Annotated in this window: 20 protein-coding genes and 1 other RNA gene; 14 read left to right on the forward strand and 7 right to left on the reverse strand. The window is 65.9% G+C overall.

Annotation, left to right across the window (positions count from 1 at the left end):
* Positions 1-8: 8 nt before the first annotated feature.
* Positions 9-1,898, reverse strand: coding sequence for an extracellular solute-binding protein (locus tag P2G62_RS07575; protein WP_275734272.1), 1,890 nt, complete (start codon positions 1,896-1,898; stop codon positions 9-11).
* A gap of 131 nt (positions 1,899-2,029) precedes the next feature.
* Entirely contained in the window at positions 2,030-2,566 is a 537-nt protein-coding gene (locus P2G62_RS07580) for a cytochrome c family protein (RefSeq protein WP_275734273.1), read from the reverse strand.
* Positions 2,567-2,851: 285 nt separating this feature from the next.
* Here P2G62_RS07580 and P2G62_RS07585 point away from each other — a divergent pair, with 285 nt between their 5' ends.
* Positions 2,852-3,688: a prephenate dehydratase gene (locus P2G62_RS07585; protein WP_275734391.1), complete on the forward strand. Its 837-nt coding sequence runs from the start codon at positions 2,852-2,854 to the stop codon at positions 3,686-3,688.
* Positions 3,689-3,703: 15 nt separating this feature from the next.
* Here the strand turns inward: P2G62_RS07585 and P2G62_RS07590 are convergent, their stop codons facing one another.
* Entirely contained in the window at positions 3,704-4,174 is a 471-nt protein-coding gene (locus P2G62_RS07590; protein WP_275734274.1) for an SRPBCC family protein, read from the reverse strand.
* A gap of 70 nt (positions 4,175-4,244) precedes the next feature.
* Positions 4,245-5,153, reverse strand: a complete 909-nt coding sequence (gene nudC, locus P2G62_RS07595) for an NAD(+) diphosphatase (RefSeq protein WP_275734392.1) — start codon at positions 5,151-5,153, stop codon at positions 4,245-4,247.
* A gap of 343 nt (positions 5,154-5,496) precedes the next feature.
* Here nudC and P2G62_RS07600 point away from each other — a divergent pair, with 343 nt between their 5' ends.
* The 9 genes from P2G62_RS07600 (at position 5,497) to P2G62_RS07640 (ending at position 14,089) form a co-directional block, all read left to right on the forward strand.
* Positions 5,497-7,431: a bifunctional 2',3'-cyclic-nucleotide 2'-phosphodiesterase/3'-nucleotidase gene (locus tag P2G62_RS07600; RefSeq protein WP_275734275.1), complete on the forward strand. Its 1,935-nt coding sequence runs from the start codon at positions 5,497-5,499 to the stop codon at positions 7,429-7,431.
* Positions 7,432-7,605: 174 nt separating this feature from the next.
* Entirely contained in the window at positions 7,606-8,637 is a 1,032-nt protein-coding gene (locus P2G62_RS07605) for an ABC transporter substrate-binding protein (protein WP_275734276.1), read from the forward strand.
* A gap of 53 nt (positions 8,638-8,690) precedes the next feature.
* Positions 8,691-9,479 (forward strand): ABC transporter ATP-binding protein, encoded by a 789-nt coding sequence (locus P2G62_RS07610; protein WP_275734277.1) that lies wholly within the window; start codon positions 8,691-8,693, stop codon positions 9,477-9,479.
* Complete coding sequence (locus P2G62_RS07615) at positions 9,479-10,243, forward strand: ABC transporter permease (RefSeq protein ID WP_275734278.1); 765 nt, start codon at positions 9,479-9,481, stop codon at positions 10,241-10,243. Before P2G62_RS07610 ends, P2G62_RS07615 begins: the two co-directional genes overlap by 1 nt.
* Positions 10,244-10,425: 182 nt before the next feature.
* Positions 10,426-10,524: signal recognition particle sRNA small type (ffs, locus tag P2G62_RS07620), an RNA gene on the forward strand.
* 76 nt (positions 10,525-10,600) lie between these two features.
* Positions 10,601-12,376 carry a DNA polymerase III subunit gamma/tau gene (locus P2G62_RS07625; RefSeq protein WP_275734279.1) on the forward strand — a complete coding sequence of 592 codons (1,776 nt, stop codon included), beginning with the start codon at positions 10,601-10,603 and terminating at the stop codon, positions 12,374-12,376.
* A gap of 10 nt (positions 12,377-12,386) precedes the next feature.
* Entirely contained in the window at positions 12,387-12,731 is a 345-nt protein-coding gene (locus P2G62_RS07630; protein WP_275734280.1) for a YbaB/EbfC family nucleoid-associated protein, read from the forward strand.
* A gap of 5 nt (positions 12,732-12,736) precedes the next feature.
* Positions 12,737-13,336: a recombination mediator RecR gene (gene recR / locus P2G62_RS07635; protein WP_275734281.1), complete on the forward strand. Its 600-nt coding sequence runs from the start codon at positions 12,737-12,739 to the stop codon at positions 13,334-13,336.
* A gap of 87 nt (positions 13,337-13,423) precedes the next feature.
* The gene (locus tag P2G62_RS07640; RefSeq protein ID WP_275734282.1) at positions 13,424-14,089 is read left to right on the forward strand and encodes a glutathione S-transferase family protein; all 666 of its coding nucleotides are present in this window, start codon (positions 13,424-13,426) and stop codon (positions 14,087-14,089) included.
* A gap of 54 nt (positions 14,090-14,143) precedes the next feature.
* Here the strand turns inward: P2G62_RS07640 and P2G62_RS07645 are convergent, their stop codons facing one another.
* The 3 genes from P2G62_RS07645 to P2G62_RS07655 all read right to left on the reverse strand — a co-directional run bounded on the left by P2G62_RS07645 (position 14,144) and on the right by P2G62_RS07655 (position 19,385).
* On the reverse strand, positions 14,144-15,955 hold the full coding sequence (locus tag P2G62_RS07645) for an alpha/beta fold hydrolase (protein ID WP_275734283.1): 1,812 nt from the start codon (positions 15,953-15,955) through the stop codon (positions 14,144-14,146).
* A 133-nt stretch (positions 15,956-16,088) separates the two neighbouring features.
* Complete coding sequence (locus tag P2G62_RS07650; protein ID WP_275734284.1) at positions 16,089-16,631, reverse strand: flavin reductase family protein; 543 nt, start codon at positions 16,629-16,631, stop codon at positions 16,089-16,091.
* A gap of 36 nt (positions 16,632-16,667) precedes the next feature.
* A complete protein-coding gene (locus P2G62_RS07655) occupies positions 16,668-19,385 on the reverse strand; it encodes a cation-transporting P-type ATPase (protein WP_275734285.1) in 2,718 nt (905 codons plus the stop codon).
* Between the two features lie 382 nt (positions 19,386-19,767).
* Between P2G62_RS07655 and P2G62_RS07660 the strand changes: the two genes are divergently transcribed.
* From P2G62_RS07660 to P2G62_RS07675, 4 genes are all read left to right on the forward strand, one after another.
* Positions 19,768-20,526, forward strand: coding sequence for a Crp/Fnr family transcriptional regulator (locus P2G62_RS07660; RefSeq protein WP_275734286.1), 759 nt, complete (start codon positions 19,768-19,770; stop codon positions 20,524-20,526).
* 110 nt (positions 20,527-20,636) lie between these two features.
* Positions 20,637-20,984 carry a carboxymuconolactone decarboxylase family protein gene (locus P2G62_RS07665; protein ID WP_275734287.1) on the forward strand — a complete coding sequence of 116 codons (348 nt, stop codon included), beginning with the start codon at positions 20,637-20,639 and terminating at the stop codon, positions 20,982-20,984.
* Between the two features lie 44 nt (positions 20,985-21,028).
* A complete protein-coding gene (locus P2G62_RS07670; RefSeq protein WP_275734288.1) occupies positions 21,029-21,997 on the forward strand; it encodes a thiamine pyrophosphate-dependent dehydrogenase E1 component subunit alpha in 969 nt (322 codons plus the stop codon).
* Between the two features lie 21 nt (positions 21,998-22,018).
* Complete coding sequence (locus tag P2G62_RS07675) at positions 22,019-23,029, forward strand: alpha-ketoacid dehydrogenase subunit beta (protein ID WP_275734289.1); 1,011 nt, start codon at positions 22,019-22,021, stop codon at positions 23,027-23,029.
* Position 23,030: the final 1 nt, after the last annotated feature.

A 23,030-nucleotide genomic window follows, 5' to 3' on the forward strand; every position in this document is an offset into this window, starting at 1 on the left:
GCTTTGGGTCACAACGCGCCCGCGGCTTTCAGTTTTTCCGCTTTTTCTGCGTTATACCACCAGAAGTCCAGCTCGCCCAGCGTATAGGGCGGCAGGGTTTCGGGGTGTTCGTACATGTCGAAATAGGCCACGGTATGCGTTGCCTTGAACCATTGCGGCACCCAGAACACCAGCGCCCGCAGCGCCCGGTCCAGTGCATGCACGCGCGGCGTCAGCTCGGTCCGGGTTTTCGCCTCTTCGACTTGCCGGATCAGCGCGTCGATGGCCGGGTTGGCCAAGCCCATGGCGTTGAACACATCCCCCACCGAGCCCGAGCCGAAATATTGCTGCAGATCGGCGCCGGGGATGAAATCCTGGCCAACATGGGCGGTGATCAGATCGAAATCATGCGCGCGGCGGCGGTTTTCATATTGCGCATCATCGACGCGGGCATGCACCGCATCGACGCCCAGTGCGCGCAGGTTTTCGACATAGGGGTTGATGACCCGGTCGAAAGTCTGGCTGTCGTTCAGGATCTCGACGCGCAGGGTTTCGCCGCGATCATTGCGCCGCATGCCGTCGTCGCCCACCGGCCAGCCCGCCGCATCCAGCAGTGCCGCCGCCTTGCGCAGATTGCCGCGATCCAGCTGTCGCTTGCCCGACACCGGCGCCATCGCGACCGGATCGCTCAGCACCCCCTCGGGCAGATCTGCCGCCAGTGGCGTCAGAATTTCCAGCTCCTCCGCAGAGGGCGTGCCGACCGCTTCCAGCGGCGAGTTTTCCCAGACCGAGTTCACCCGTTCGTAAAGCCCGTAGAACAGCGTCTCGTTTGCCCATTCGAAGTTGAACATCAGCCCGATCGCCTGACGCACGCGAATATCCTTGAACCGATCACGGCGCAGATTGATCAGGAAGGCCTGACCCGAGGCGATATTGCCGTCGGGCAGTTCGGCCTTCACCACCCAGCCGTTCTGATAGGCCGGAAAGTCATAGCCCGTGGCCCAGCTGATTGAACTTGCCTCGTTGCGGAAGGTATAGGCGCCCGCCTTGAACCCCTGAAAAGCCGCCGCGTAATCGCCGAAATACTCGACCCGGATACGGTCGAAATTGTTGCGCCCGATGTTGATCGGCAGATATTGTCCCCAATAGTCGGGATTGCGTTTCCACACCACCGACCGGCTGTTCTGCGCGCGGTCCAGCACATAGGGCCCCGAACCGATCAGCGGCTTGTCGGATGTTTTCTCAAGGTCGATGCCATCGCGTTCGAACTGTGCCTTGGAAAACACCGGCAATCCGCCCGCCGCCTGGATGATGTCGCGGCGCGGATAGCCGGGCTGGAAGGTGAACTTGATCCGCCGCGGGTCCAGCACCTCGACCGATGCGATCTGCTGCGCGATCACGGCGCGAAACGACGACAGGCCCTTGGTGCGCAGTTGCTCGTAGGAAAACAGCACATCGTCGGTTGTCATCGGCGTGCCATCGGAAAACCGGATGCCTTCACGCAAGGTGAAGATCACCCAATCGCGGCTTTCCGGGTATTCGAGGCTTTCGCACAGCAGGCAATAGGCCTCGCCCACGGTGTCGGCGGTGCCGGTCAGCATCGACTCGTGCCCGATCGAGGACAATGCCGCCGCCCGGCCTTCCAATGTGTAGGGATTGAAATTGTCAAACCCGCCCGGGGCCCATTCCGAAATCTCGCCGCCCTTGGGCGCCTGCGGGTTGACGTAATCCAGATGCGCGAAATCGGGGGCATATTTCAGATCGCCCAGCGTCGAGATCGCGCTGGCCGTGATCGTGCCTTCGGCGCGGGTCTGCGTGACGAACCCGGCCCAGAGCGCCGCACCCAGCAGCATCCCGCCCAGCATCCCGCGCGAGATCACGCCCCGATCCGATCTTGTTGCACCTGCCGCCTGCACCATCCATGCCTCCCGTTCGGTTTTGGCCACGCTAAAGGTCGGCGCCCCCCGGGGGCAAGTTGCATCTGCGTGAAATCAAAGCAAAAGGCCGCACCCACAGGGGCGCGGCCTTTCAAATTCGGATGATCGCCGGATCAGCCGCCCAGCGACTGCAGGTAGGTGATCACGTTGTTGCGGTCTTCGGGTTTGGGCAGACCGGCAAAGGACATCTTGTTGCCCGGGATGTAATCCTTGGGCTTGGTCAGATAGGCGTCCAGCGCCTCCAGCGTCCATTCGCCGCCATGCGCGATGAAGGCATCGGAATAGCCAAAGCCCTCGACCGCCGCCACCGGGCGCCCGACGACACCATCCAGATGCGGGCCAGTGGCGTTCTTGCCGTCGACCTTGTGGCAGGCCTTGCACTTGCCGAACACCTTTTCGCCAGCCGCGACATCGCCTTCGCCCAGCACCAGCGCCACAACCTCTTCGGCGGGGGCGGCGGCGGCATCGTCACCTTTGTCCAGCAGACCGCCGGGGGTCGCGGTCATCATGGCCACTTCGGCGCCCTCGTCGCCATGGGCCGAGCCGCCGATGGAGTAGAGCGCGCCCGACGCCCAGTTGCCGAGGAGGAAGAACAGGAATGCGCCCAGAACCGCACCCGCTGCTTTGATGATATTGGTGATTTTGAACATGGCTCGTCCCTGATATGGCTGTTCAGTTGCCCGCATGTATCCGCTTTGGTGCCTGTGTTTCAAGCAATCTTTGGGTCAAAACCCCCAGATTGCGCTGTTTTGCTGGCGTTTGCCGCCCCAGGCACGCGTGGCGTGGCCCGGATGCCGCGTGCGGCCCGGCCCGTACCCTGCCCCGGCGTGTTGACGCTTCCCCTGCCGGGCATCCCGGTATAGGTCAGACAAGACCGCGCCCGCCCGGCGCGGGCGGCACGACGAGGCGAGGAGAGGCTGATGACTGCGCAGAAGATCACCGGACGGATTGCATTTCAGGGGGAGCCGGGTGCCTATTCGCATCAGGCCTGCCACGAGGCGCGCCCCGACATGGAGGCCCTGCCCTGCCGCACCTTCGAGGACGTGATCGAGGCGGTGCGCCGCGGCGATGCCGATCTGGCGATGCTGCCGGTCGAAAACTCGACCTATGGCCGGGTGGCCGATATCCACCACCTGCTGCCCGAAAGCGGGCTTCACATCATCAACGAGGCCTTCGTGCGGGTGCACATCAACCTGCTGGGCGTCAAGGGCACCAAGCTGACCGATGTGCGTGCCGCGATGAGCCATACGGTCCTGCTGGGCCAGTGCCGGGGCTTCCTGCAAAGCCACGGGCTGGAACGGATCACCGGCGCCGACACCGCCGGTTCGGCCAAGATCGTCGCGGAAAAGGGCGATCCTTCGGTGGCGGCGCTGGCCTCGGAACTGGCGGGCGATATCTACGGGCTCGACCTTTTGGCGCGCCATATCGAGGACAAGCAGAACAACACGACGCGGTTCCTGGTGATGTCGCGCGAACCGGACCTCAAGCGCCGCGGCCCGGGGCCGATGCTGACCACGCTGGTGTTCCGCGTGCGCAACATTCCCGCCGCGCTGTACAAGGCGATGGGCGGGTTCGCGACCAATGGCGTGAACATGACCAAACTGGAAAGCTACATGGTCGACGGCAGCTTCACCGCGACGCAGTTCTATGCCGATATCGAAGGCCACCCCGACGACAGCAACGTGCGCCTGGCGCTGGACGAGTTGCGTTATTTCACCTCGTCGATGTCGCTGCTGGGCGTCTACCCGGCCGATCCGCGCCGCCACGCCTGAGCGCGCAGCGCCCCGTCACACCCCGGCCTGACGGGCGCGCGCCTCCAGCGCCTGCCCGAACCGGGTGATCCGATCCGTGAACTTGCGTTCCAGGTTGCCCCGTCCAAGCTTGGCGGACTGGATCAGCAGCCGCGCGCCCAGCGTGCGTGGCTTCATCTCCAGCACCACATGCAGCCGCGTACGCGCGGAACTCAGCGAAATCATGTTCAGCGCCAGCGCCGCCTCGAAGCTGGAAGATACCCCGGCGTATTCCAGCAATTCCGGGCGATCGAAACGGCGGATGTCCGCGACCAGCTGGCGTGGCTTGCCGCGAAACATGAAACCGATGTCCCATGACATCCCAGCCCCCGGCACCGCCAGTGTATCGAGCCTGCGCAAGCTGATCTTGCGCCCCCGCGCCGCCTGCTCGAAAGAGGAAAAATCGGCAAGCTGGTCAAACACGAAGGCGACGGGCGCTGCGACATCCGCGCGGCTGGAAAACTTCATGGGGCGGTCTCTCACCTTGATCTGGCGGGGAAACCGCCGCACTGCACCGAAACTGTCCCAATCAGTGCCGTCAATTCAGCCGGTCCGCAAGCCACTCGCGCAACAGCCATCCGGCGATCGCCCCCTTGCGCGGCGGGCGGATCTGCGGGTCGGTGCCCGCGAATATGCCGGTCAGCCGTTCGCGCGTGACCCACAGTGCCTCTTCAATCTCGGCCGGGTCGAGCGTGATCGCGTCGGATACCGCCTCGGCCTGACAGCCCAGCATCAGCTGGGCCGGAAACGGCCAGGGCTGCGAGGCGACGAAGCGCACGCCCCCCACGATCACGCCGGTTTCCTCGGCCACCTCGCGGCGCACCGCAGCCTGCAACGGCTCGCCCGGCTCCATGAACCCGGCAAGGCAGGAAAACATCCCCTCGGGCCAGCCCGGGCTGCGCCCCAGCAGCACCGAATTGCCCCGCGTCACCAGCATGATGACCACCGGATCGGTGCGCGGAAAATGCTGCGCATTGCACGCGATGCAGCGCCGCTGCCAACCCGCGGCCTCGGGGCGCGAGGGCGCCCCGCAGACCGCACAGAACCGGTGCGTGGCATGCCAGGTCAGCAGCGCGCGGGCCGTCGCGGCCAGTTCGCCCGCACGCGGATCAAGCGCGGGCAGACGGCCACGCAGTTCCGCAAAACAGCTGCCCGCGGGCAGGTCGGGATGGGTCTGCTCGGTCGCATCGAAGAACGCCGCACCGTCGGGCAAGGCGCCCTCGGGCACCCAGTCCGAGACATCCTGCGCAAATACGGCCTGCCCGCCCGACAGCCCCAGAAACAGCGGCACCTCGGTGCCTGCGCCCAGCACCGGATGGCCCGGCGCCAGCGGCATCAGCCCGGCGCCCGCGACCGGATCGGGTGACGCGCCCGCCGCAGCAAACAGCGGCCGCCCCCGCCACAGCGGCAAGATCCGCGTCTGCGGATTGGCCAGCGCCGCCGCCATCGCCTCGGGCTGGTCACGCAGATGCGCCGCACGCTCGAGCGCAGAACCGCAAAAGGCGAAATCGGGTGCGGCAAGAAAAACGGACATCGGGCGCTCCGGCGGGTTGGGGCACGACAGTCGGCGCCCATCGGGGTTTGACGGAGTTGTCGCACAGACCTGCCCGGCCCGCCAGCAGCGTTGCGCAGATGCCGCGCCCTGTGGATAAAGAACCAGTTGGGGAAAATTCGACTGGCGGGCGGCCCAGTATCCACCTTAGGTTGTATACAGGGCGAAAGCCGGGACAGATATAATCAAGCCCAAAAGGGCAAAGCTGCGGGCCAGCCGCAGTCGAAGGGTTCGAAGGATGACAGAAGCTTCTGACCGGCACATGCCCGGGCAGTTGGAGGGAGTGCGCGCGACCATCGCCTTGCGAGTGATCGAAACGACGGATCTGCACGGCTATGTTCAGGGCTACGATTACTTCACCGACAGGCCGCAACCCGAAGTGGGATTGGCGCGGCTGAGCAGCCTGATTGCCGAGGCCCGCGCCGAGGCCAGCAACAGCCTGCTGTTCGACAATGGCGATTTCCTGCAAGGCACGCCCCTGACCGAATATTGGGCGCGGGTGCGCGGGCTGGCCGAGGGCGAAACGCACCCGGTGATCGCCGCGATGAACGCGCTCGACTATGACGCAGTGACGCCGGGCAATCACGAATTCAATTACGGGCTGGATTTCATGCGCCGTGCGGTGGCGGGGGCCCGATTTCCGCTGGTCTGCGCCAATGCGCTGATCGCGCCCCCCGGGACGGAAAATACCCCGCGCACCCTGTTGCCCCCGTGGGTGGTGCTGGAGCGGAACTGCCTGGATCAGACCGGCACCCGCCACCGGCTGCGGATCGGGGTGATCGGCTTTCTGCCGCCGCAAACCGCCGCCTGGGATGTGGCGCTGCTGGACGGGCAGTTGTGGACGACCGAGATTGTCGAGACCGCCCGCGCCTGCCTGCCTGCCCTGCGCGCTGCCGGGGTCGATCTGGTGATTGCGCTGGCCCATACCGGAATCGCCCCCACGCCACCGGGCGGATCGGGCGAGGCGCCGGCAGAACATGCCGCGCTGCCGCTGGCGGCGCTGGACGGGATCGACGTGCTGCTGTGCGGACACAGCCACCTGTGCTTCCCCGGCCCCGGCAGCCCGGCAAGCCCCGGCATCGACCCGGCACGCGGCACGCTGCATGGCAAGCCCGCGATGAACCCCGGCCGCTGGGGCTCGCACCTGGGGGTGATGGACCTGCGGCTGGAGCTGACGCCCGAAGGCTGGCGCCTGACCGATTTCACCACCGAACTGCGCCCCGCCTGCGCGCCCGCGCCCGGCGGCCGCTGCCTTCCACGCCTGCCCGAAGACCGCGCGGTCCTGCAGATCAACGCTGCCGCCCATACCGAAACGCTGCGCTATATCCGGCGCGATGTGGGGCATCTGTCGGTGCCGCTGCACAGCTATTTCTCGCTGGTGGCACCGGATGCCGGGCTTGCGCTGGTGGCGCAGGCGCAGGCCGCGCATGTGGCGCGCTGCCTGGCAGGCCGGCCCGAAGCGCGCCTGCCGCTGCTGTCCGCCGCGGCACCGTTCAAATGCGGCGGGCGCGGCGGGCCGAATTTCTTCCTCGATCTCGCGCCCGGCCCGCTGCGGATGAGCCATATCTCCGACCTCTATGTCTTCCCCAATACGGTCGCCGCGCTCGAGGTCACGGGGGCCGAACTGGCCGACTGGCTCGAACGCTCGGCCGGGGTCTTCGCCCAAATCACCCCCGGACGAAGCGACCAGCCGCTGCTTGACCCGGACTTCCCCTGCTACAATTTCGACGTGATTGCCGGGCTGAGCTATGAAATCGACCTGAGCCAGCCCGCGCGTTTCACCCCCGAAGGCCTGCTGAATGCCCCGCAGGCCCGCCGCATCGTCAATCTGCGCCATGATGGACGCCCGGTGCAGGCCGACCAGCGCTTTGTCGTGGCGACGAACAATTACCGCAGCTCGGGCGCGGGGCATTTTGCGGGCACCCAAAGGCCCGATCTGGATCTGGGCCCGGCACTCAGCCTGCATCAGGCGCTGGTGGCGCTGGCGAAACAGCAGACCTCCCTGACCCCCGCACCACTGCCGATCTGGCGTTTCCGCCCGATGCCCGCGACCAGTGCCGTGTTCGAAACATCGCCCCGCGCGCTGGCGCATCTGGGCGCACATCCCGATCTGCGCATCGAACCGCTGCGGCTGGACGACACCGGTTTCCAGCAGATTCGCCTGCATTTCTGAGGCGCCGCGCGCGCAAACTTTCAGCATCGGCACAAAATTTAATCAACACTGGCGTTTTTGCACAAGGGTTGAACAAACCCGATCATACGCATGCTGCCGATCAGGCCGCCGCATTCCTGACCGCCCGGTAAATAGGCAGGATCGGGCCAATCGACCAAACCGGGAGTTTTTCAGATGTTCCACCGCAACCTGCGCAACACCTTTGGCGCCGTTGCCTCCGCCGTGCTGCTGGGCGCCGCCACCCTCGCGCCCGCCCATGCCGAAACCAAGATCCCCTTCACGCTGGACTGGAAATTCGAAGGTCCGGCCGCGCCCTATTTCGTCGCCCTCGACAAGGGTTACTACGCCGCCGAAGGGCTGGGCGTCGAGATTTCCGAAGGCGCGGGCTCGCTCGACGCGATTCCGAAGGTCGCGACCGGCGCCTTCCCGATGGGCTTCACCGACATCAACTCGCTGATGAAATTCCTCGACCAGAACCCCGGCGCCCCGGTGACCGCGGTGATGATGGTCTATGACAAGCCGCCCTTCGCCGTGGTGGGCCGCAAATCGCTGGGCATCGAGACGCCGAAGGATCTGGAAGGCAAGGTCCTGGGCGCGCCGCCGCCGGATGGTGCCTGGGCGCAATTCCCGATCTTCGCCGCCGAACAGGGCCTCGACATGACCAAGATCACGGTCGAGCCGGTGGGCTTCCCGGTGCGCGAACCGATGCTGGCCGAAGGCAAGGTCGCCGCGATCACCGGCTTCTCGTTCACCTCGACGCTGAACGCCAAACGCCTGGGCGTGCCGATGGAAGACCAGACCGTGCTGCTGATGGCCGATTACGGCGTGGCGCTTTATGGTAACGCGATCATCGTGAACACCGATTTTGCCAAGGCCAACCCCGAGGCCGTCACCGGCTTCATCCGCGCCACCGCGAAGGGCTGGAAAGACGCAGTCGCCGCGCCGGCCGAGGCGGTCGAAGCGCTGATCAAGCGCAACCCCGCGGCCGACCCGGCGATGGAAACGGACCGTCTGCAAATGGCGATCGACGCCAATGTGCTGACCGATTACGTCAAGGAACATGGCATGGGCTCGGTCGAGGCGGACCGTTTTGCCAAGGCGATCGAACAGACCAAATCGGTCTATGAGTTCAAGGCAGACCCCGACGCCAGCCTGTATTTCGACGCGCAATATCTGCCCACCGATGGCAGCCTGATGCTGCAATAACCAACCCCACCCGGGGGCGCCCACCGGGCGCCCCCTTTCACCTGCGGGGCAGAATGAAACACCTGATTGACATCAAAGGCGTAAGCCACGCCTATAAAACCAAGCACGGCCCCCTGCCGGTGCTGGACGGGCTGACGGTCGAAGTGCCCAAGGGCGAGTTTTGCGCCGTCGTGGGCCCCTCGGGCTGCGGAAAATCGACGCTGACGCGGCTGATCTCGGGGCTGATGCGGCCCGACAAAGGCACCGTCATTCTGGACGGGCAGGAAGTGACCAGCCCGCGCAAGACCGTGGGCATGGCGTTCCAGAACCCCGTCATGCTGGAATGGCGCACAATCCTGGAAAACGTGATGCTGCCGCTGGAAATCGTGGCCCCCGAGATGAAGAAGGCCGAGGCCGAGGCGCGCGCGATGCATCTGCTGGAAATGGTCGGACTGAAGGGGTTCGAGAACAAGCGCCCATCCGAGCTGTCCGGCGGCATGCGCCAGCGCGCCAGCCTGTGCCGCGCCATCGTCCACAAGCCGCAAGTGCTGATCATGGACGAACCCTTCGGCGCGCTCGACAATTTCACCCGCGAGGATCTGTGGCAGACGATGCGCGATCTGCGCGCCGCCGAGCCCTTCACCTGCGTGCTGATCACCCATGACCTGCGCGAAAGCGTGTTTCTGGGCGATCAGGTCATCGTGCTGTCGGGCCGCCCGGCGCGCACGCAATATGTGCTGAACGTGGACCTGCCCGCCGACCGCACGATCGACATTCTCTATGACCCCAAGGCGGTCGACATGCTGCATGTCCTGCGCGACCAGATCCGCATCGCCCAGGGCCGTGACGGAGGGCTGCACTGATGGAGCGCGTTCAGAAAATCGCCGTGCCGCTGGCCGCGATCATCGCCTTTCTGGCACTGTGGGAACTGATCGTCTGGGCCAACAACTGGCCGAACTATGTGATGGCCTCCCCCTCGGACCTGCCCGCCGCCTATGCAAGGTTCTGGAACCTGTTTCTGGTGATGGGCTGGCAGACGCTGTGGCGCACGATCCTGGGGCTGGCGCTGGCGGTGGTCTTCGGCACGCTTCTCGGCATGATCATGGGCTTTTCGAAACTCGCCCGCGATGCGCTCTATCCGCTGCTGGTGGGCTTCAACGCGGTGCCCAAGGCCACGCTGGTGCCGGTGCTGGCACTGCTGTTCATCGGCCAGCACGATTTCAACACCGTGCTGATGGCCTTCCTGATCAGCTTCTTCCCGATCGCGGTTTCGGTCGGCATCGGGCTGAGCACGCTGGAACCTGAATATCGCGACATTCTGGCGGCGCTTGGCGCCAGCAAGTTCACGATCTTCCGCAAGATCGCCCTGCCGAAAACCCTGCCCGAATTTTTCGGCGCGCTGAAAGTCTCGGTCACGCTGGCCTTCATCGGCACCAACCTGGTGGAAATCGTCAGCCCGCATGGCCGCGGCCTGGGCGCGCTGTTCAAATCGGGCGAAACCAACGGCGATTATCCCCTGATGTTTGCCGTGCTGATCGCCTTGGCCTTCCTTGGCATCCTTCTTTATTACGGCGTGGTCGCATTGGAGAAGATCTTTGCCGGCTGGGCCGAACGCGCGCCCGGCTGACGGCGCCGGGGGTTTCACACCCCCGGCCCCCCGTGGGATATTTGAGCCAAGGTGAAGGCAAGGCCCTTTCAGCTTGGCTCAAATATCCCGGGGGACGCGCAGCGGGGGGCAGCGCCCCCTCCATCCACTGCGATCCGCGCGCAAGGCTTGCCAAGCCGCGCCGCGCCGCCTATATGACCCCTCGAGAGGTTGGCGCGGGCGAGCGCCTCGCCAACCCGGTCAGGTCCGGAAGGAAGCAGCCGCAACGAGCCCCGCTTGGGTCGATGTCCAGCCTCTCACCCTCTCCTCCCTGTCCCTCTCATCGGTTTGACTTGCCCGTCCGGGCCACTAGACTGCGCCCGACGAGAGGAGCCCCCCATGTCCGACACGCCCCAGGTCGCCTATCAGGTTCTGGCCCGCAAATACCGCCCAGCGACATTCGCCGACCTGATCGGGCAGGAAGCCATGGTGCGCACGCTGAAAAACGCGTTTGCGGCGGACCGGATCGCGCAGGCCTTCATCATGACCGGGATTCGCGGCATCGGCAAAACCACCACCGCGCGGATCATTGCCAAGGGGCTCAATTGCATAGGGCCTGATGGCACCGGCGGGCCGACCACCGAACCCTGCCTGAAATGCGAACATTGCGTGGCCATCGCCGAAGGCCGCCACGTCGATGTGATGGAGATGGACGCAGCATCCCGCACCGGCGTGGGCGACATCCGCGAGATCATCGAATCGGTGCATTACCGGGCCGCCAGCGCGCGCTACAAAGTCTATATCATCGACGAGGTGCACATGCTGTCCACCAGCGCGTTCAACGCGCTGTTGAAGACGCTGGAAGAGCCGCCCGCGCATGTAAAATTCATCTTCGCCACGACCGAGATCCGCAAGGTGCCGGTCACCGTGCTGTCGCGCTGCCAGCGCTTCGATCTGCGCCGGATCGAGCCCGAGGTGATGATGGCACATCTGGCGCGCGTGGCCGGGCAGGAAGGCGCGCTCCTTGCCCCCGATGCGCTGGCGCTGATTACCCGCGCCGCCGAAGGATCGGTGCGCGATGCGCTGAGCCTGCTGGATCAGGCGATTGCCCATGGCGCGGGGGAAACCACCGCCGCGCAGGTTCGCGCGATGCTGGGGCTCGCGGATCGGGGCCGGGTGCTCGATCTGTTCGACATGATCCTGAAGGGCGAGGCCGCCGCCGCGCTGACCGAGATCGGCGCGCAATATTCCGATGGCGCCGATCCGATGGCGGTGCTGCGCGATCTGGCCGAGATCACGCATTGGATCTCGGTCATCAAGATCACCCCCGAGGCCGCCGACGATCCGACCGTGCCGCCCGACGAACGCACCCGCGGTCAGGCGATGGCGGCGGCAATTCCGATGCGGGTGCTGTCGCGGTTCTGGCAGATGCTGCTGAAGGCCATCGAGGAAGTGTCGAGCGCGCCCAATGCGATGATGGCCGCCGAGATGGCGGTGATCCGGCTGACCCATGTCGCCGACCTGCCCGACCCGGAAACCCTGATGCGCAAGATCCAGTCGGGCCCCGGCGGCAGTGCGGGGCGCGGCCCCGGTGCCGGGGGGGCGGGCGGTGGCGGTGCCACGGCGCAGGCCAACCCGCTGGCAGGGGCCACGATGCGGGGCATGTATGGCACGCCGGTGTCCGCGGTGGCGGCGGGCGGCGCGCTGGCCCAGGCGCAGGCCGTGCCGGGCAGTGCGCTGGAACGTTTTGCCCGGTTCGAGGATGTGCTCGACCTGATCCGCCGGATGCGCGACATCAAGCTGCTGACCGATGTTGAAAACTGCCTGCGGCTGGCGCGCTATGCGCCGGGCAGGATCGAATTCGAACCCACGCCCGACGCGCCGCGCGACCTGGCCGCGACGTTGGGCGCGCGCCTGCAAGGCTGGACCGGGGTGCGGTGGGGGGTTTCCGTCGTGTCGGAAGGCGGGGCCGAAACCATCGCCGAGACCCGCACCGCAGAGCGCCGCGCCGCCGAGGCCGAGGCGCGCCACAACCCGGTGATCGCGGCGATCTTCGACGCCTTCCCCAACGCGAAATTCGAAGATATCACCACCCCCGAAGCCCTTGCCGCCGAGCAGCAGGCCGATGCCCTGCCCGAAGTCGAGGACGAATGGGACCCTTTCGAGGACAATTGAGGAGAGCGTAATGTTCAAAGGTCTGGGCCAGCTTGGCGACATGGCGAAAATGATGAAGGCCGCCAAGGACATGCAGGAGCGCATGGCGGCGCTGCAAGAGGCGCTGACGCAGATCGAGGTGCGCGGCGAGGCGGGCGCCGGTCTGGTGACCGCAACGGCCTCGGCCAAGGGCGTGCTGACCGGGCTGTCGATCGACCCGTCGATCCTGGTCGCCTCGGAAAAGGAAGTGGTCGAGGATCTGATCCTGGCCGCGATCAAGGACACCCAGGCCAAGGCCAAGGCGCGCGAGCAGGAAGAACAGCAAAAACTGCTGGCGGAACTGGGCCTGCCTGCCGACATGAACCTGCCGGTCTGATCGGCATGCCGGGCGGGCGCGACGAGATCGAGGCGCTGATCGCGCTGATGGCGCGGCTGCCCGGACTCGGGCCGCGCTCGGCCCGGCGCGCGGTGCTGCATCTGATCCGCAAGCGCGCGGCAGTGATGGCGCCCCTGGCCGCTGCGATGGCCCATGTCGCCGAAACCGCACGCGAATGTGCCCGCTGCGGCAATATCGCGGTGGGTGAGATCTGCGAGATCTGCGAAGACCCGGCCCGCGCCACCGGCGAGATCTGCGTGGTCGAGGATGTGGCCGACCTGTGGGCGATGGAACGCGGGCAAGCCTTCAAGGGGCGCTACCATGTGCTGGGCGGTGTGCTCAGCGCGCTGGATGCGGTCGGCCCCGAGGATCTGGGCATTCCGCGGCTTCTGGACCGGGTGGATGCCGAAGGCGTGCGCGAGGTGATCCTGGCGCTGAACGCCACGGTCGAGGGCCAGACCACGGCGCATTACATCGCCGAGGCGCTGGAAAGCGCGGGGGTGTCGGTCACCAGCCTGGCGCAGGGCGTGCCGATCGGGGGCGAGCTGGACTATCTGGATGACGGCACGATTCAGGCGGCCTTGCGCGCCCGCCGCGCGTTCTGAGCACACAAGCCCGGGGGCAAGGCATTGATCCCCCCCGCCCTGCCCGCTATCACAGGGATGACCACCCCGAACAGCCCGAGAGATTGCATGACCCGTCTGTATCACGTTGCGCTTTCGCCCTTTTGCCGCAAGGTGCGCCTGACACTGGCCGAAAAGAAGATCGAGGTCGAACTGGTCGAGGAACGGTATTGGGAGCAAAGCCCCGATTTCCTGCGCCGCAACCCGGCGGGCAAGGTGCCGATCCTCAAGATCGACGGCAAGACGCTGAGCGAAAGCCAGGCGATCTGCGAATATCTGGAAGAAACCGTGCCGCAGCCGCCGCTGATGCCGCGGGATGCCGAAGGCCGCTACGAGGTGCGCCGCCTGTGCGCCTGGTTCGATGACAAGTTCAACGAGGAAGTCACCCGCAAGGTGATGGGCGAACGGGTCTGGAAGAAGGTGATGAAACAGGGCTACCCCGACAGCAAGAACGTGAAATCGGGGCTGGCGGCGATCAAGTTCCACCTCGATTACATGGGCTGGCTGCTGGATCAGCGGCGCTGGCTGGCGGGCGATGTGATGACGCTGGCCGATTTCACCGCCGCCGCGCATCTGAGCTGTCTGGACTATATTTCCGACGTGGACTGGGACCGCTCGGCCAATGTCAAGGACTGGTATGCCAAGATCAAGTCGCGCCCGGCGTTCCGGTCGCTGCTGGCCGATCAGCTGCCGGGGCTGCCGCCCTCGCCGCAATATGCGGAACTCGATTTCTGAGCGACCGCACCGGGCGGGGCGCAGAACCGCCCCGATCGCGCAGGTGAACGCCCCTCAGGACTGATGAATATACTCCCCCGGCGCGGCCCCCAGCGGCGGATAGCCCAAGGCAGCGGCGCCAAGCTCTGGTGGCGGCATCCGAGCGCTGGAATGACGCGCAAGCCAATCTGCCCATGCCGGCCACCATGACCCCGCGCGCGCGACCGGCTGCTGTGCCAGCCAATCCTGCGGCGGGATATATGGCGCCCCGCGCGCCTGATACGCCAGGCGAAATACGGGCCCCTCGGCCCCCGGCGGAACGACGATGCCACTGTTGTGCCCACCGCTGCCCAGCACGAAGCTCAGGTCGGCATCGGTGAACAGCCGCGTCTTGTAGACCGAGGTCCAGGGCGCGATGTGATCGGCTTCGGTCGCCACCACGAACATCGGCGCGGTGATCGCCTGCAGTGAAATCACCCCGCCCTCGACAGCGAACCGCCCCGCGCTCAGCCGGTTTTCCAGCAGCAGGGCGCGCAGGTATTCCGAATGCATCCGCGCGGGCATCCGGGTCAGATCGGCCAGCCAGACGCCCATATCCTCGGGCACGTCCTGCGTGCCCAGATAATAGCGCCGGACCGCGCGCGAATAGATCAGATCCTCGGTCTGGATGGTCGAGAAGGCGCGCGCCATCTGCGGGCGTTGCAGATAGCCCTGATCCCACATCAGATCCTCCAGAAAGGCGACCTGGTTTTCGTCGATGAACAGCAGCAACTCGCCCACTTCGGCGAAATCGACCTGTGCGGCCATCAGCGTGACCGAGGCCAGCCGCTGATCGCCGTCACGCACCATGGTCGCCGCCGCAATCGCCAAGATCGTGCCACCCAGACAGTAGCCCACGGCATGCACCTGCCGCTGCGGCACGATCGCGCCGATCACCTCGAGCGCCGCCATCACCCCGCGCTTGCGATAGTCCTCGAGCGACAGTCCGGCCTGCTCTGCGGTGGGATTGCACCACGAAATCGCAAAGACGGTGAAGCCCTGCTGCACCAGATAGCGGATCATCGAATTCTGCGGCGACAGATCGAGGACGTAGTATTTCATGATCCAGGCCGGCACGATCAGGATCGGTTCGGCCTGCACCTTGTCGGTCTGCGGGGCGTATTGGATCAGCTCGAACAGATCGTTGCGAAACACCACCTGCCCGGGCGTGCAGGCGATATCCGTGCCGATCGCGTAGCCCTCGGGCACCGGATCGGGGATCTGCGACAGCGTCTTGGCAATGTCATGCGCCAGATCGGCGGCGCCTTCGGCCAGGTTGCGGCCCAATCTGCGCTGCGTATGCGCGATGATCTCGGGGTTGAACCAAAGAACGTTCGAGGGCGACATCAGATCAAGCGACTGGCGCGCCATGAACCGCGCGCGATCCGCGCTGTGCGGGTGCAGCCCGGGCAGCGGTTTTGTTGCCAGATCCCACCACTCCTGCAGGGCCAAAAACCCCTGCTGCCAGAATCGGAACGGCGGCTTTTGCCAGCCGGGGTCGCTGAAGCGCGGGTCATACCCCTTGGGCGCGAAGGGGGGCGGGCCCGTGCCGCCCACGTCCAGCGCCTGCATCATCAGCGCCAGACTGCTGCGGCGGGCCTGCTCGACCAGTTCGATCTGGCGCCCCGGCGACAGACAGACCTGCGCGCCCCAGTCCAGCCAGGCTTCCCAAAAGGATTGCGTCCAGATCCCCGCCCCAAGACGCGCCTGCGCCGCACGCATGCGCCGATCAAGCGTGCGATGCGAAGGTTCCGGCGCGCAGCCACCCGGCACCGGCGTAGCGGGCAGCGCCGCCTGCCGCCCGAGCGGGGGCGCGACCGTCTTCTGTCTGGCAGGCGTGCGGCTCATCACTCGGTCCTCGTGTCGATGCTGTGGGGCCGAAATGCAGAAAAAGGCCACAAAAGGCCCCTTGCATCGTTTATCCGATAAACTGCTCGATCCCGCATTGATGCAGGTCAACGGGCAGACGGGCCTCGCGCGGCTAGTCCAGATCCGGCAGCTTGGCGCGCATCGCCTGCGCGCGGTCGATGCGCTCGCCATCCACGACGAAGGTGCCGTCGCCCACCGCATGCAGGGTGCGCCGTTCCGCCCGCGCAGGGTCGATCCAGGCCGCCACGCCCTGCAAGACGACGATGTTGTGTTGCCCGATAAGGTCGATGACCTTGCATTCGATATTGGCCAGACACTCCCGGATCAGCGGCGCCCGGACTTGCCGCCCCGGCATCGGCGTCAGACCGAATTTCGCGAATTTGTCCGTATCGGCGCCCGAGCAGGTGCCCACGCCGACGACGGTGTCGATCATGTCCACCGTCGGCAGCGCGATCACGCATTCGCGCGTCTCGCACAGCGCCCGGAAAGAACTGTTCCACGGCCCGGTGGTCAGCGCAAAGGTCGGAGTGAAGTCGGTGACCATGGTCCAGCTGATGGTCATCACATTATTCTTGCGCCCGTCATATGTGCTCACCAGGACGACCGGCCCCGGTTCGATCAGGGTGAAGGCCTTGTTCAGATGCAAAAGTTCCATCGTCACCTCCGCCGGTCAGGATGCCGGGCCATCGTGTCACGCGTGCCCCGCGCGGCCAATCTGTTTCTTCGGCGCACGGCGGGCATCGAGCACGGCAAACAGCTGCCCGACCAGCAGCGGAAACAGGCTCGCCCCCGCGGCCAGCGCCAGCCCATGCCACCCCGGGTCGGGCAGCTTCAGAACGCCGGACAGCAGCGGCAGCCACAGCGCCATGCCGGTCAGCAGCAGGCAGAACCCGATCGCCGCCCAGATCCAGGGATTGCAGGTGATGTCATTGCGCAGCATCGCACTGCCCGCCGCGCGCATGTTGAACACGTTCCACAGCTGCGCCAGCGCCAGCGTCACGAAGGCCACGGTAATCGCCGGGCCGACGGGCAGGTGCAGCCAGTTCAGTGCCCCGCCAAAGGCCGCCAGTGTGGCCACGGTGATCGCGCCCCCCAGAACACCGATGCGCACCCAGCCGTGCCGCCCCACGATCGGCTCCGACGGGGCGCGCGGGGGCCGGTGCATACTGCCGTCTTCGCCCTGCCCCAGCCCCAGCGCGAAGGCGGGGAACACATCGGTCACAAGGTTCAGGAACAGGATCTGCAATGGCAGCAACGGCATCGGCAAGCCCGCCCCCACCGCCAGCCCGACGATCAGCACCTCGCTGACATTGCACGACATCAGATAGACCACGAACTTGCGGATATTGTCGAAAATCATCCGCCCCTGCTGCATCGCCGCGATGATCGTGCCCAGCGCATCGTCTTTCAGCACCATCTGCGCGGCTTCGCGCGCGACATCCGTGCCACGCAGCCCCATGGCGATGCCGATATCGGCCTGTTTGAGAGCGGGCGCATCGTTCACACCATCGCCGGTCATCGCCACGATATGACCGCTGCGCTGAAACAACCGTGCAAGCCCCAGCTTGGTCTCGGGCGTGACACGGGCGAAGACATCCGCGGCCAGAAGCTGCTGGCGGCGGGCTTCGGGCATCCCTTCAGGGTCCAGATCGTGCAGTTCGTGCCCTTCGATCACGGTGATCGCGCCATCGGCCAACCCGGCCTGACGGGCAATGGCCGCAGCCGTCTGCGCGTGATCGCCCGTCATCATCACGACCCGCACCCCCGCCCCGCGGGCCGCAGCGACGGCCGCGCGCACATCGGCGCGCAGCGGATCGCGCAGGCAGGCCAGCCCGACAAGCGTCAGCCCGGCATAGGGCGGCGCATCCGGCCGTGCCTCCTGCTTCATCGCCAAGGCCAGCAGGCGCAGCCCGTCGCGCGCGGCATCGTGGCTGCGCCGCACCCAATCGGCCCGCCCCGCCGGATCGAGCGTTTCGGGCCCCTCCGGCCCCAGAACATGGGTGCAGGCCGCGATCACCGCTTCGGGGGCGCCCTTGACCGCGAAGAAGGCGCCCGCGCCATCACGATGCACGCTGGCCATCATCTTCAGCCCGGGATCGAAGGCATGTTCCGCAATCTCGGCGCGGGCCTGCAACTGGCTTGTGCGCCCGTGGCCCGCCGCCCGCGCGACATGCAGCAGGGCCACCTCCATAGGGTCGCCCGAGGCGGGCGCATCATCGGCCTGCCCTAGGGCCGCGCCATTGCACAGCGCCCCCACACGCAGCGCGGCCGCCAGTCGCATATCGGTATCCGCGCTCAGCGCTGCGGTGCCCGACCGGAACCGCACCGCGCCCCCCTGCCCCAGAACCTCGACCTGCGCGCCTGCCAGCAGATAGCGCACCACCGTCATGCGGTTCTCGGTCAGCGTGCCGGTCTTGTCGGTCAGAATCACCGTGGTGGCGCCCAGGGTCTCGACCGCGGACAGGTTCGTGATGACCGCATTCCGTGCCGCCATCCGCAGCATCCCGCGCGCAAGGCTGAGCGTCGCCACCACCGGCAACCCCTCAGGCACCGCCGCCACGGCCAGCGCAACCCCGGTCTGGACCATGCCCGCCAGCGCGTGACCGCGCAGCACCCCCGCAAGGATCGTCAGCGCCGCCAGCGCCAGCGTCAGCCACACCAGCCCCTGCCCCAACCGATCGAGCCGCCGTTCCAATGGCGAATCCGCCGCATCCGCGCTTTGCACCAGATGGGTGATCCGGCCCAGCTCTGTCGCCATGCCGGTGGCGATCACGATGCCCTCGCCAGTCCCCTGCGTGACCGCTGTGCCCTTGAACGCCATGCACCGCCTGTCGCCCGGCACCGCCCCCGGTGCGACCGGATCTGTGTGCTTGCGCACCGGCACCGATTCCCCGGTCAGCACCGATTCATCGCACTGCAGGTTCGCGGCCTGCACCAGCCGCAGATCGGCGGTGACGATGTCCCCCGCCTCCAACACCACGATATCGCCGGGCACCAGATCCTGCGCATCGACACTGCACTCGCCCCCCGACCGCCGCACCCGCGTGCTTACCCGGCCGATACGCAGCAGCGCCTCCATCGAACGGGCCGCGCGCCATTCGGTGAAGAACCCGATTGCCGTGTTGATCGCCAGAACGACCAGAATCGCCACGCCTTCCGCAATGTCGCGAAACACGAAGGACAGCACCGCCGCGATGGCCAGAAGCCAGACGATCACGCCTTCAAGCTGATGCACAAGGATCACGCCGATGCGGCGGCGTGCGCGCGCCCTCAACTGATTGGGGCCATGGTGCGCGCGCCGCTGCGCAACCTGCACGAGGGTCAGCCCGACCGCCGGATCGACCCCCATCTGCCGGGCCACCAGTGCCGCAGGCCGGGTATAGCTGGTGTCGTCGTGCAGATCCGTCATCGCGCTGTCCGTCTTGTATGCGTGCCGCGCATGGGGCCTGGCGACATGCCGGTTGCAGCGCCTGGCGTCGGCCTGCGGCACGCTATGACGGATCGTATCCCGCGCGATTGACGCACGTCAAATTGCGGCCGCACACCCTGGAACGGGCCTTGCGCCTCCGCATGCGCCAACAGCCCCCACACGCTGCGACTGCATGGCATCGATAGTTTCCCCTTACAGGTCAAGCTGTGTTTTAATGCTGCAACACCCCGCGCAAGACGGGATTCGGGCATGGTGTCTGCCAGCCCCGTTGACAGAACCAGATGTCCGTATTCCTTGCCCGACGCCCTTGTGCGTCCTTTTGCACAACCTGCCCGCCGACCCTGCGATGCCAAGGTGAATGATGACCGATTCCAATGCGAAGTCTTCTGGCTCCCCGGACCTCGACGCTGCGCCCGGGCAAGAGCCGACCCACGAAAACCAACATGCGGCGCAGGAATCCGCAGCACGCCATGCGGCCCGGACACCACCCCCCGCACATGAAAAGCCCGAGCCACAACATCTGCGCGACCTGTTCGACAACGCCACGTTCGAGCACCACTATCAACCCGACAGCACCATCGTGCTGCATGGGGACCGGGTGCAGGCGATGTATCTGATCGTCTCGGGCACCGTGCGATGCTGCACGATCGACCCCGAGGGCCGCCGACAGATCTTTCGCTTCGCCCAGAAGGGCGCGGTGCTTGGTGTCGCCGACATCGACAAATGGCACTTCACGGCGGAAGCTGTCGACCATGTCATTCTGAGATCGGTGGCGCAATCGACCCTTCGGCAGGCGCTGACGGCCAATCCACGACTGTGCCAGGAATTGGTCACGCGGATCTGCGATCTGTTGCGCAAGGATGAGCGGCAGCTTTTGTCCCTTGCGCACAACAAAGCCCCCGAGCGCCTGCTGCAGTTCCTGACGGATTTCGCCGCAGAACGCGGTGCAAGCGGCAAAAGCCATGTCGCGCTGCCGATGTGCCGACGCGACATCGCCGATCATCTGGGCCTGTCCATCGAAACCGTCAGCCGCGCTTTCAGCGCCCTCAAGAACAGCGGCCAGATAGAAATGCCGACCTTCGAGAGCTATCGCATCTGCCCCCCGGCACCGGTGGCCTAGGCGCCTATCCGCCTGCCCGAACCGCCCCCTGTCTGCGAATTGACGCAAATCAAAAGGGCCGTGCCATGCAGGCATAAGCTTTCTTCATCGCTTGCAGGAGGAGCAAGAAGATGAAGAACTATTCAGAAATCGCACGGGAATACCACAGCGGCTTTGCCAAGCTGGCGGGGGACATTCCCGATACGGCCAAGGCGTTCGGCGCTTTGGTAGGGGCGGCGACCGGCGACGGGGTGCTGTCACGCAAGGTCAAGGAACTGATCGCCTTCGGCATCGCCATCACCGTGCGCTGCGACGGCTGTATCGCGGCGCATGCTGCCGCATGCCATGAAGCCGGTGCCACCCGACAGGAAGTCGCCGAAATGGTGGGCGTTGCGCTGTTGATGGGCGGCGGGCCGTCCTCGGTCTACGGCGTCGAGGCAATGCGCGCCTATGACGAGGTTGCGGCTGCCAAAGCCTGAGCGTCGCGCCGTTTTCCTGACACCTCAATCAAAGGTCACCTGACATGAAAATTGACAAGGAACAACTGCTTGCGGGTTACCGCATCATGCGGACCATCCGTGACTTCGAAGAACGCGTGCACAAGGAATTCATGACCGGGCAGATCCCCGGTTTCGTGCATCTTTATGCCGGCGAAGAGGCATCGGCCGCCGCCGTCTGCCTGCAACTGGGCGATGCGGACACCGTCGCCAGCACCCACCGCGGCCACGGCCACGCGATCGCCAAGGGCTGCGACGTGAAGGCGATGATGCTCGAAATCTACGGCCGCGAAGGCGGGCTGTGCGCGGGCAAGGGCGGCTCGATGCACATTGCCGACCTTGACGTCGGGATGCTCGGCGCCAACGGAATCGTGGGCGGGGGGCCGCCCTTGGTGTGCGGCGCGGCGATCACCGCCAAGACGCTCAAGACCGGCGGTCTGTCGGTCGCGTTCTTTGGCGATGGCGCATTCAACCAGGGCACCACGCTCGAATCGATGAACTTCGCGCGGGTCTATGACCTGCCGGTGTTGTTCGTGCTGGAGGACAATGGCTATGCGGAATCGACCTCGAGTTCGTGGTCGATCGGTGGGCATAACCCGGTGCGGCGGGCCGAGGGCTTCGGCATTCCGGGCGAACGCGTCGATGGGCACGATTTCTTTGCCGTCTATCGCGCCGCCGAAGACGCCATCGCCGCCATCCGCAAGGGCGAAGGCCCGCGCTTCATCCACATCCAGTTCACCCGCTATTACGGCCATTTCGAGGGCGACGCCTCGACCTACAAGCCCGCGAACCAGGTGAAGGACGAACGCCGCTATCTGGATGCGCTGAAGTTTTTCCGCGCCCGGACCACTGCGGGAACGATGCTGAAAAACGAGGATCTGGACGCCATCGACGCCGAGGTCGAAGCGCTGATCGACACCGCCGTGCGCGAGGCCAAGGCCGCGCCCGCGCCGGATGTCTCGACGCTGACCACGGATGTCTACCTGTCCTACTGATCCCGAATTTGGAGGAACTCGATGTCACAGAAATCTTTCCGCGAAGCTTTGAACGAAGCGATGCGCGATGAAATGCGCCGTGATCCGACCGTTATTCTGCTGGGCGAGGATATTGCCGGCGGGATGGGATCGGGCGGCGAACAGGATGCCTGGGGCGGCGTGCTGGGCGCCACCAAGGGGCTGATGCCGGAATTCGGCCGCGAGCGGGTCTATGACACGCCGATCAGCGAAAGCGCCTTCATCGGCGCTGCGGCGGGCGCGGCGGCCACCGGGTTGCGCCCGGTCGCGCAGCTGATGTTCGTCGATTTCTTCGGCGTCTGCGGCGACCAGATCATCAACCAGATGGCCAAGTTCCGCTACATGTTCGGCGGCAAGGCCACGACGCCCGTCGTGATCCGCACGCTGTTTGGCGCGGGCACCCGGGCCGCCAGCCAGCACAGCCAGTGCCTCTATCCGATTATGACCCATATCCCGGGGCTCAAGGTCGTCATTCCCTCCTCTCCCTACGAGGCCAAGGGCCTGATGACCCAGGCGATCCGCGATGACGACCCGGTCATCTTCTTCGAGCACAAGGCGATGTTCGACGACAAGGAAGAAGTCCCGGACGAGCCCTACACCATCCCCTTCGGCGTGGCGCGCACGGTGCGCGAAGGCAAGGATGTGACCGTGGTTGCCATTGGCCGGATGGTGGGCTTTGCCAAGACCGCGGCGGATGCGCTGGCCAAGGACGGGATCGACTGCACGGTGCTGGACCCGCGCACCACGTCGCCGCTGGATTCCGACGCCATCGTGGCCTCGGTGCGCAAGACCGGGCGGCTGGTGGTGGTGGACGAGGCGTCCCCGCGCTGCGGGATGGCCTCGGACATCTCGGCGATCGTGGCCGAACAGGCGTTCGACGCGCTCAAGGCGCCGATCAAGCGGGTGATGCCGCCGCATTCCCCGGTGCCCTTCGCGCCCAATCTGGAAGACGCCTACATTCCCGGCGTGGATGCGATCAGCGCCGGCATTCGGGCCGTGATGGGGGTGAAGTGAT

Origin of the sequence: Paenirhodobacter sp. CAU 1674, from assembly GCF_029222945.1 — a bacterium.
GTDB lineage: Bacteria > Pseudomonadota > Alphaproteobacteria > Rhodobacterales > Rhodobacteraceae > Rhodobacter.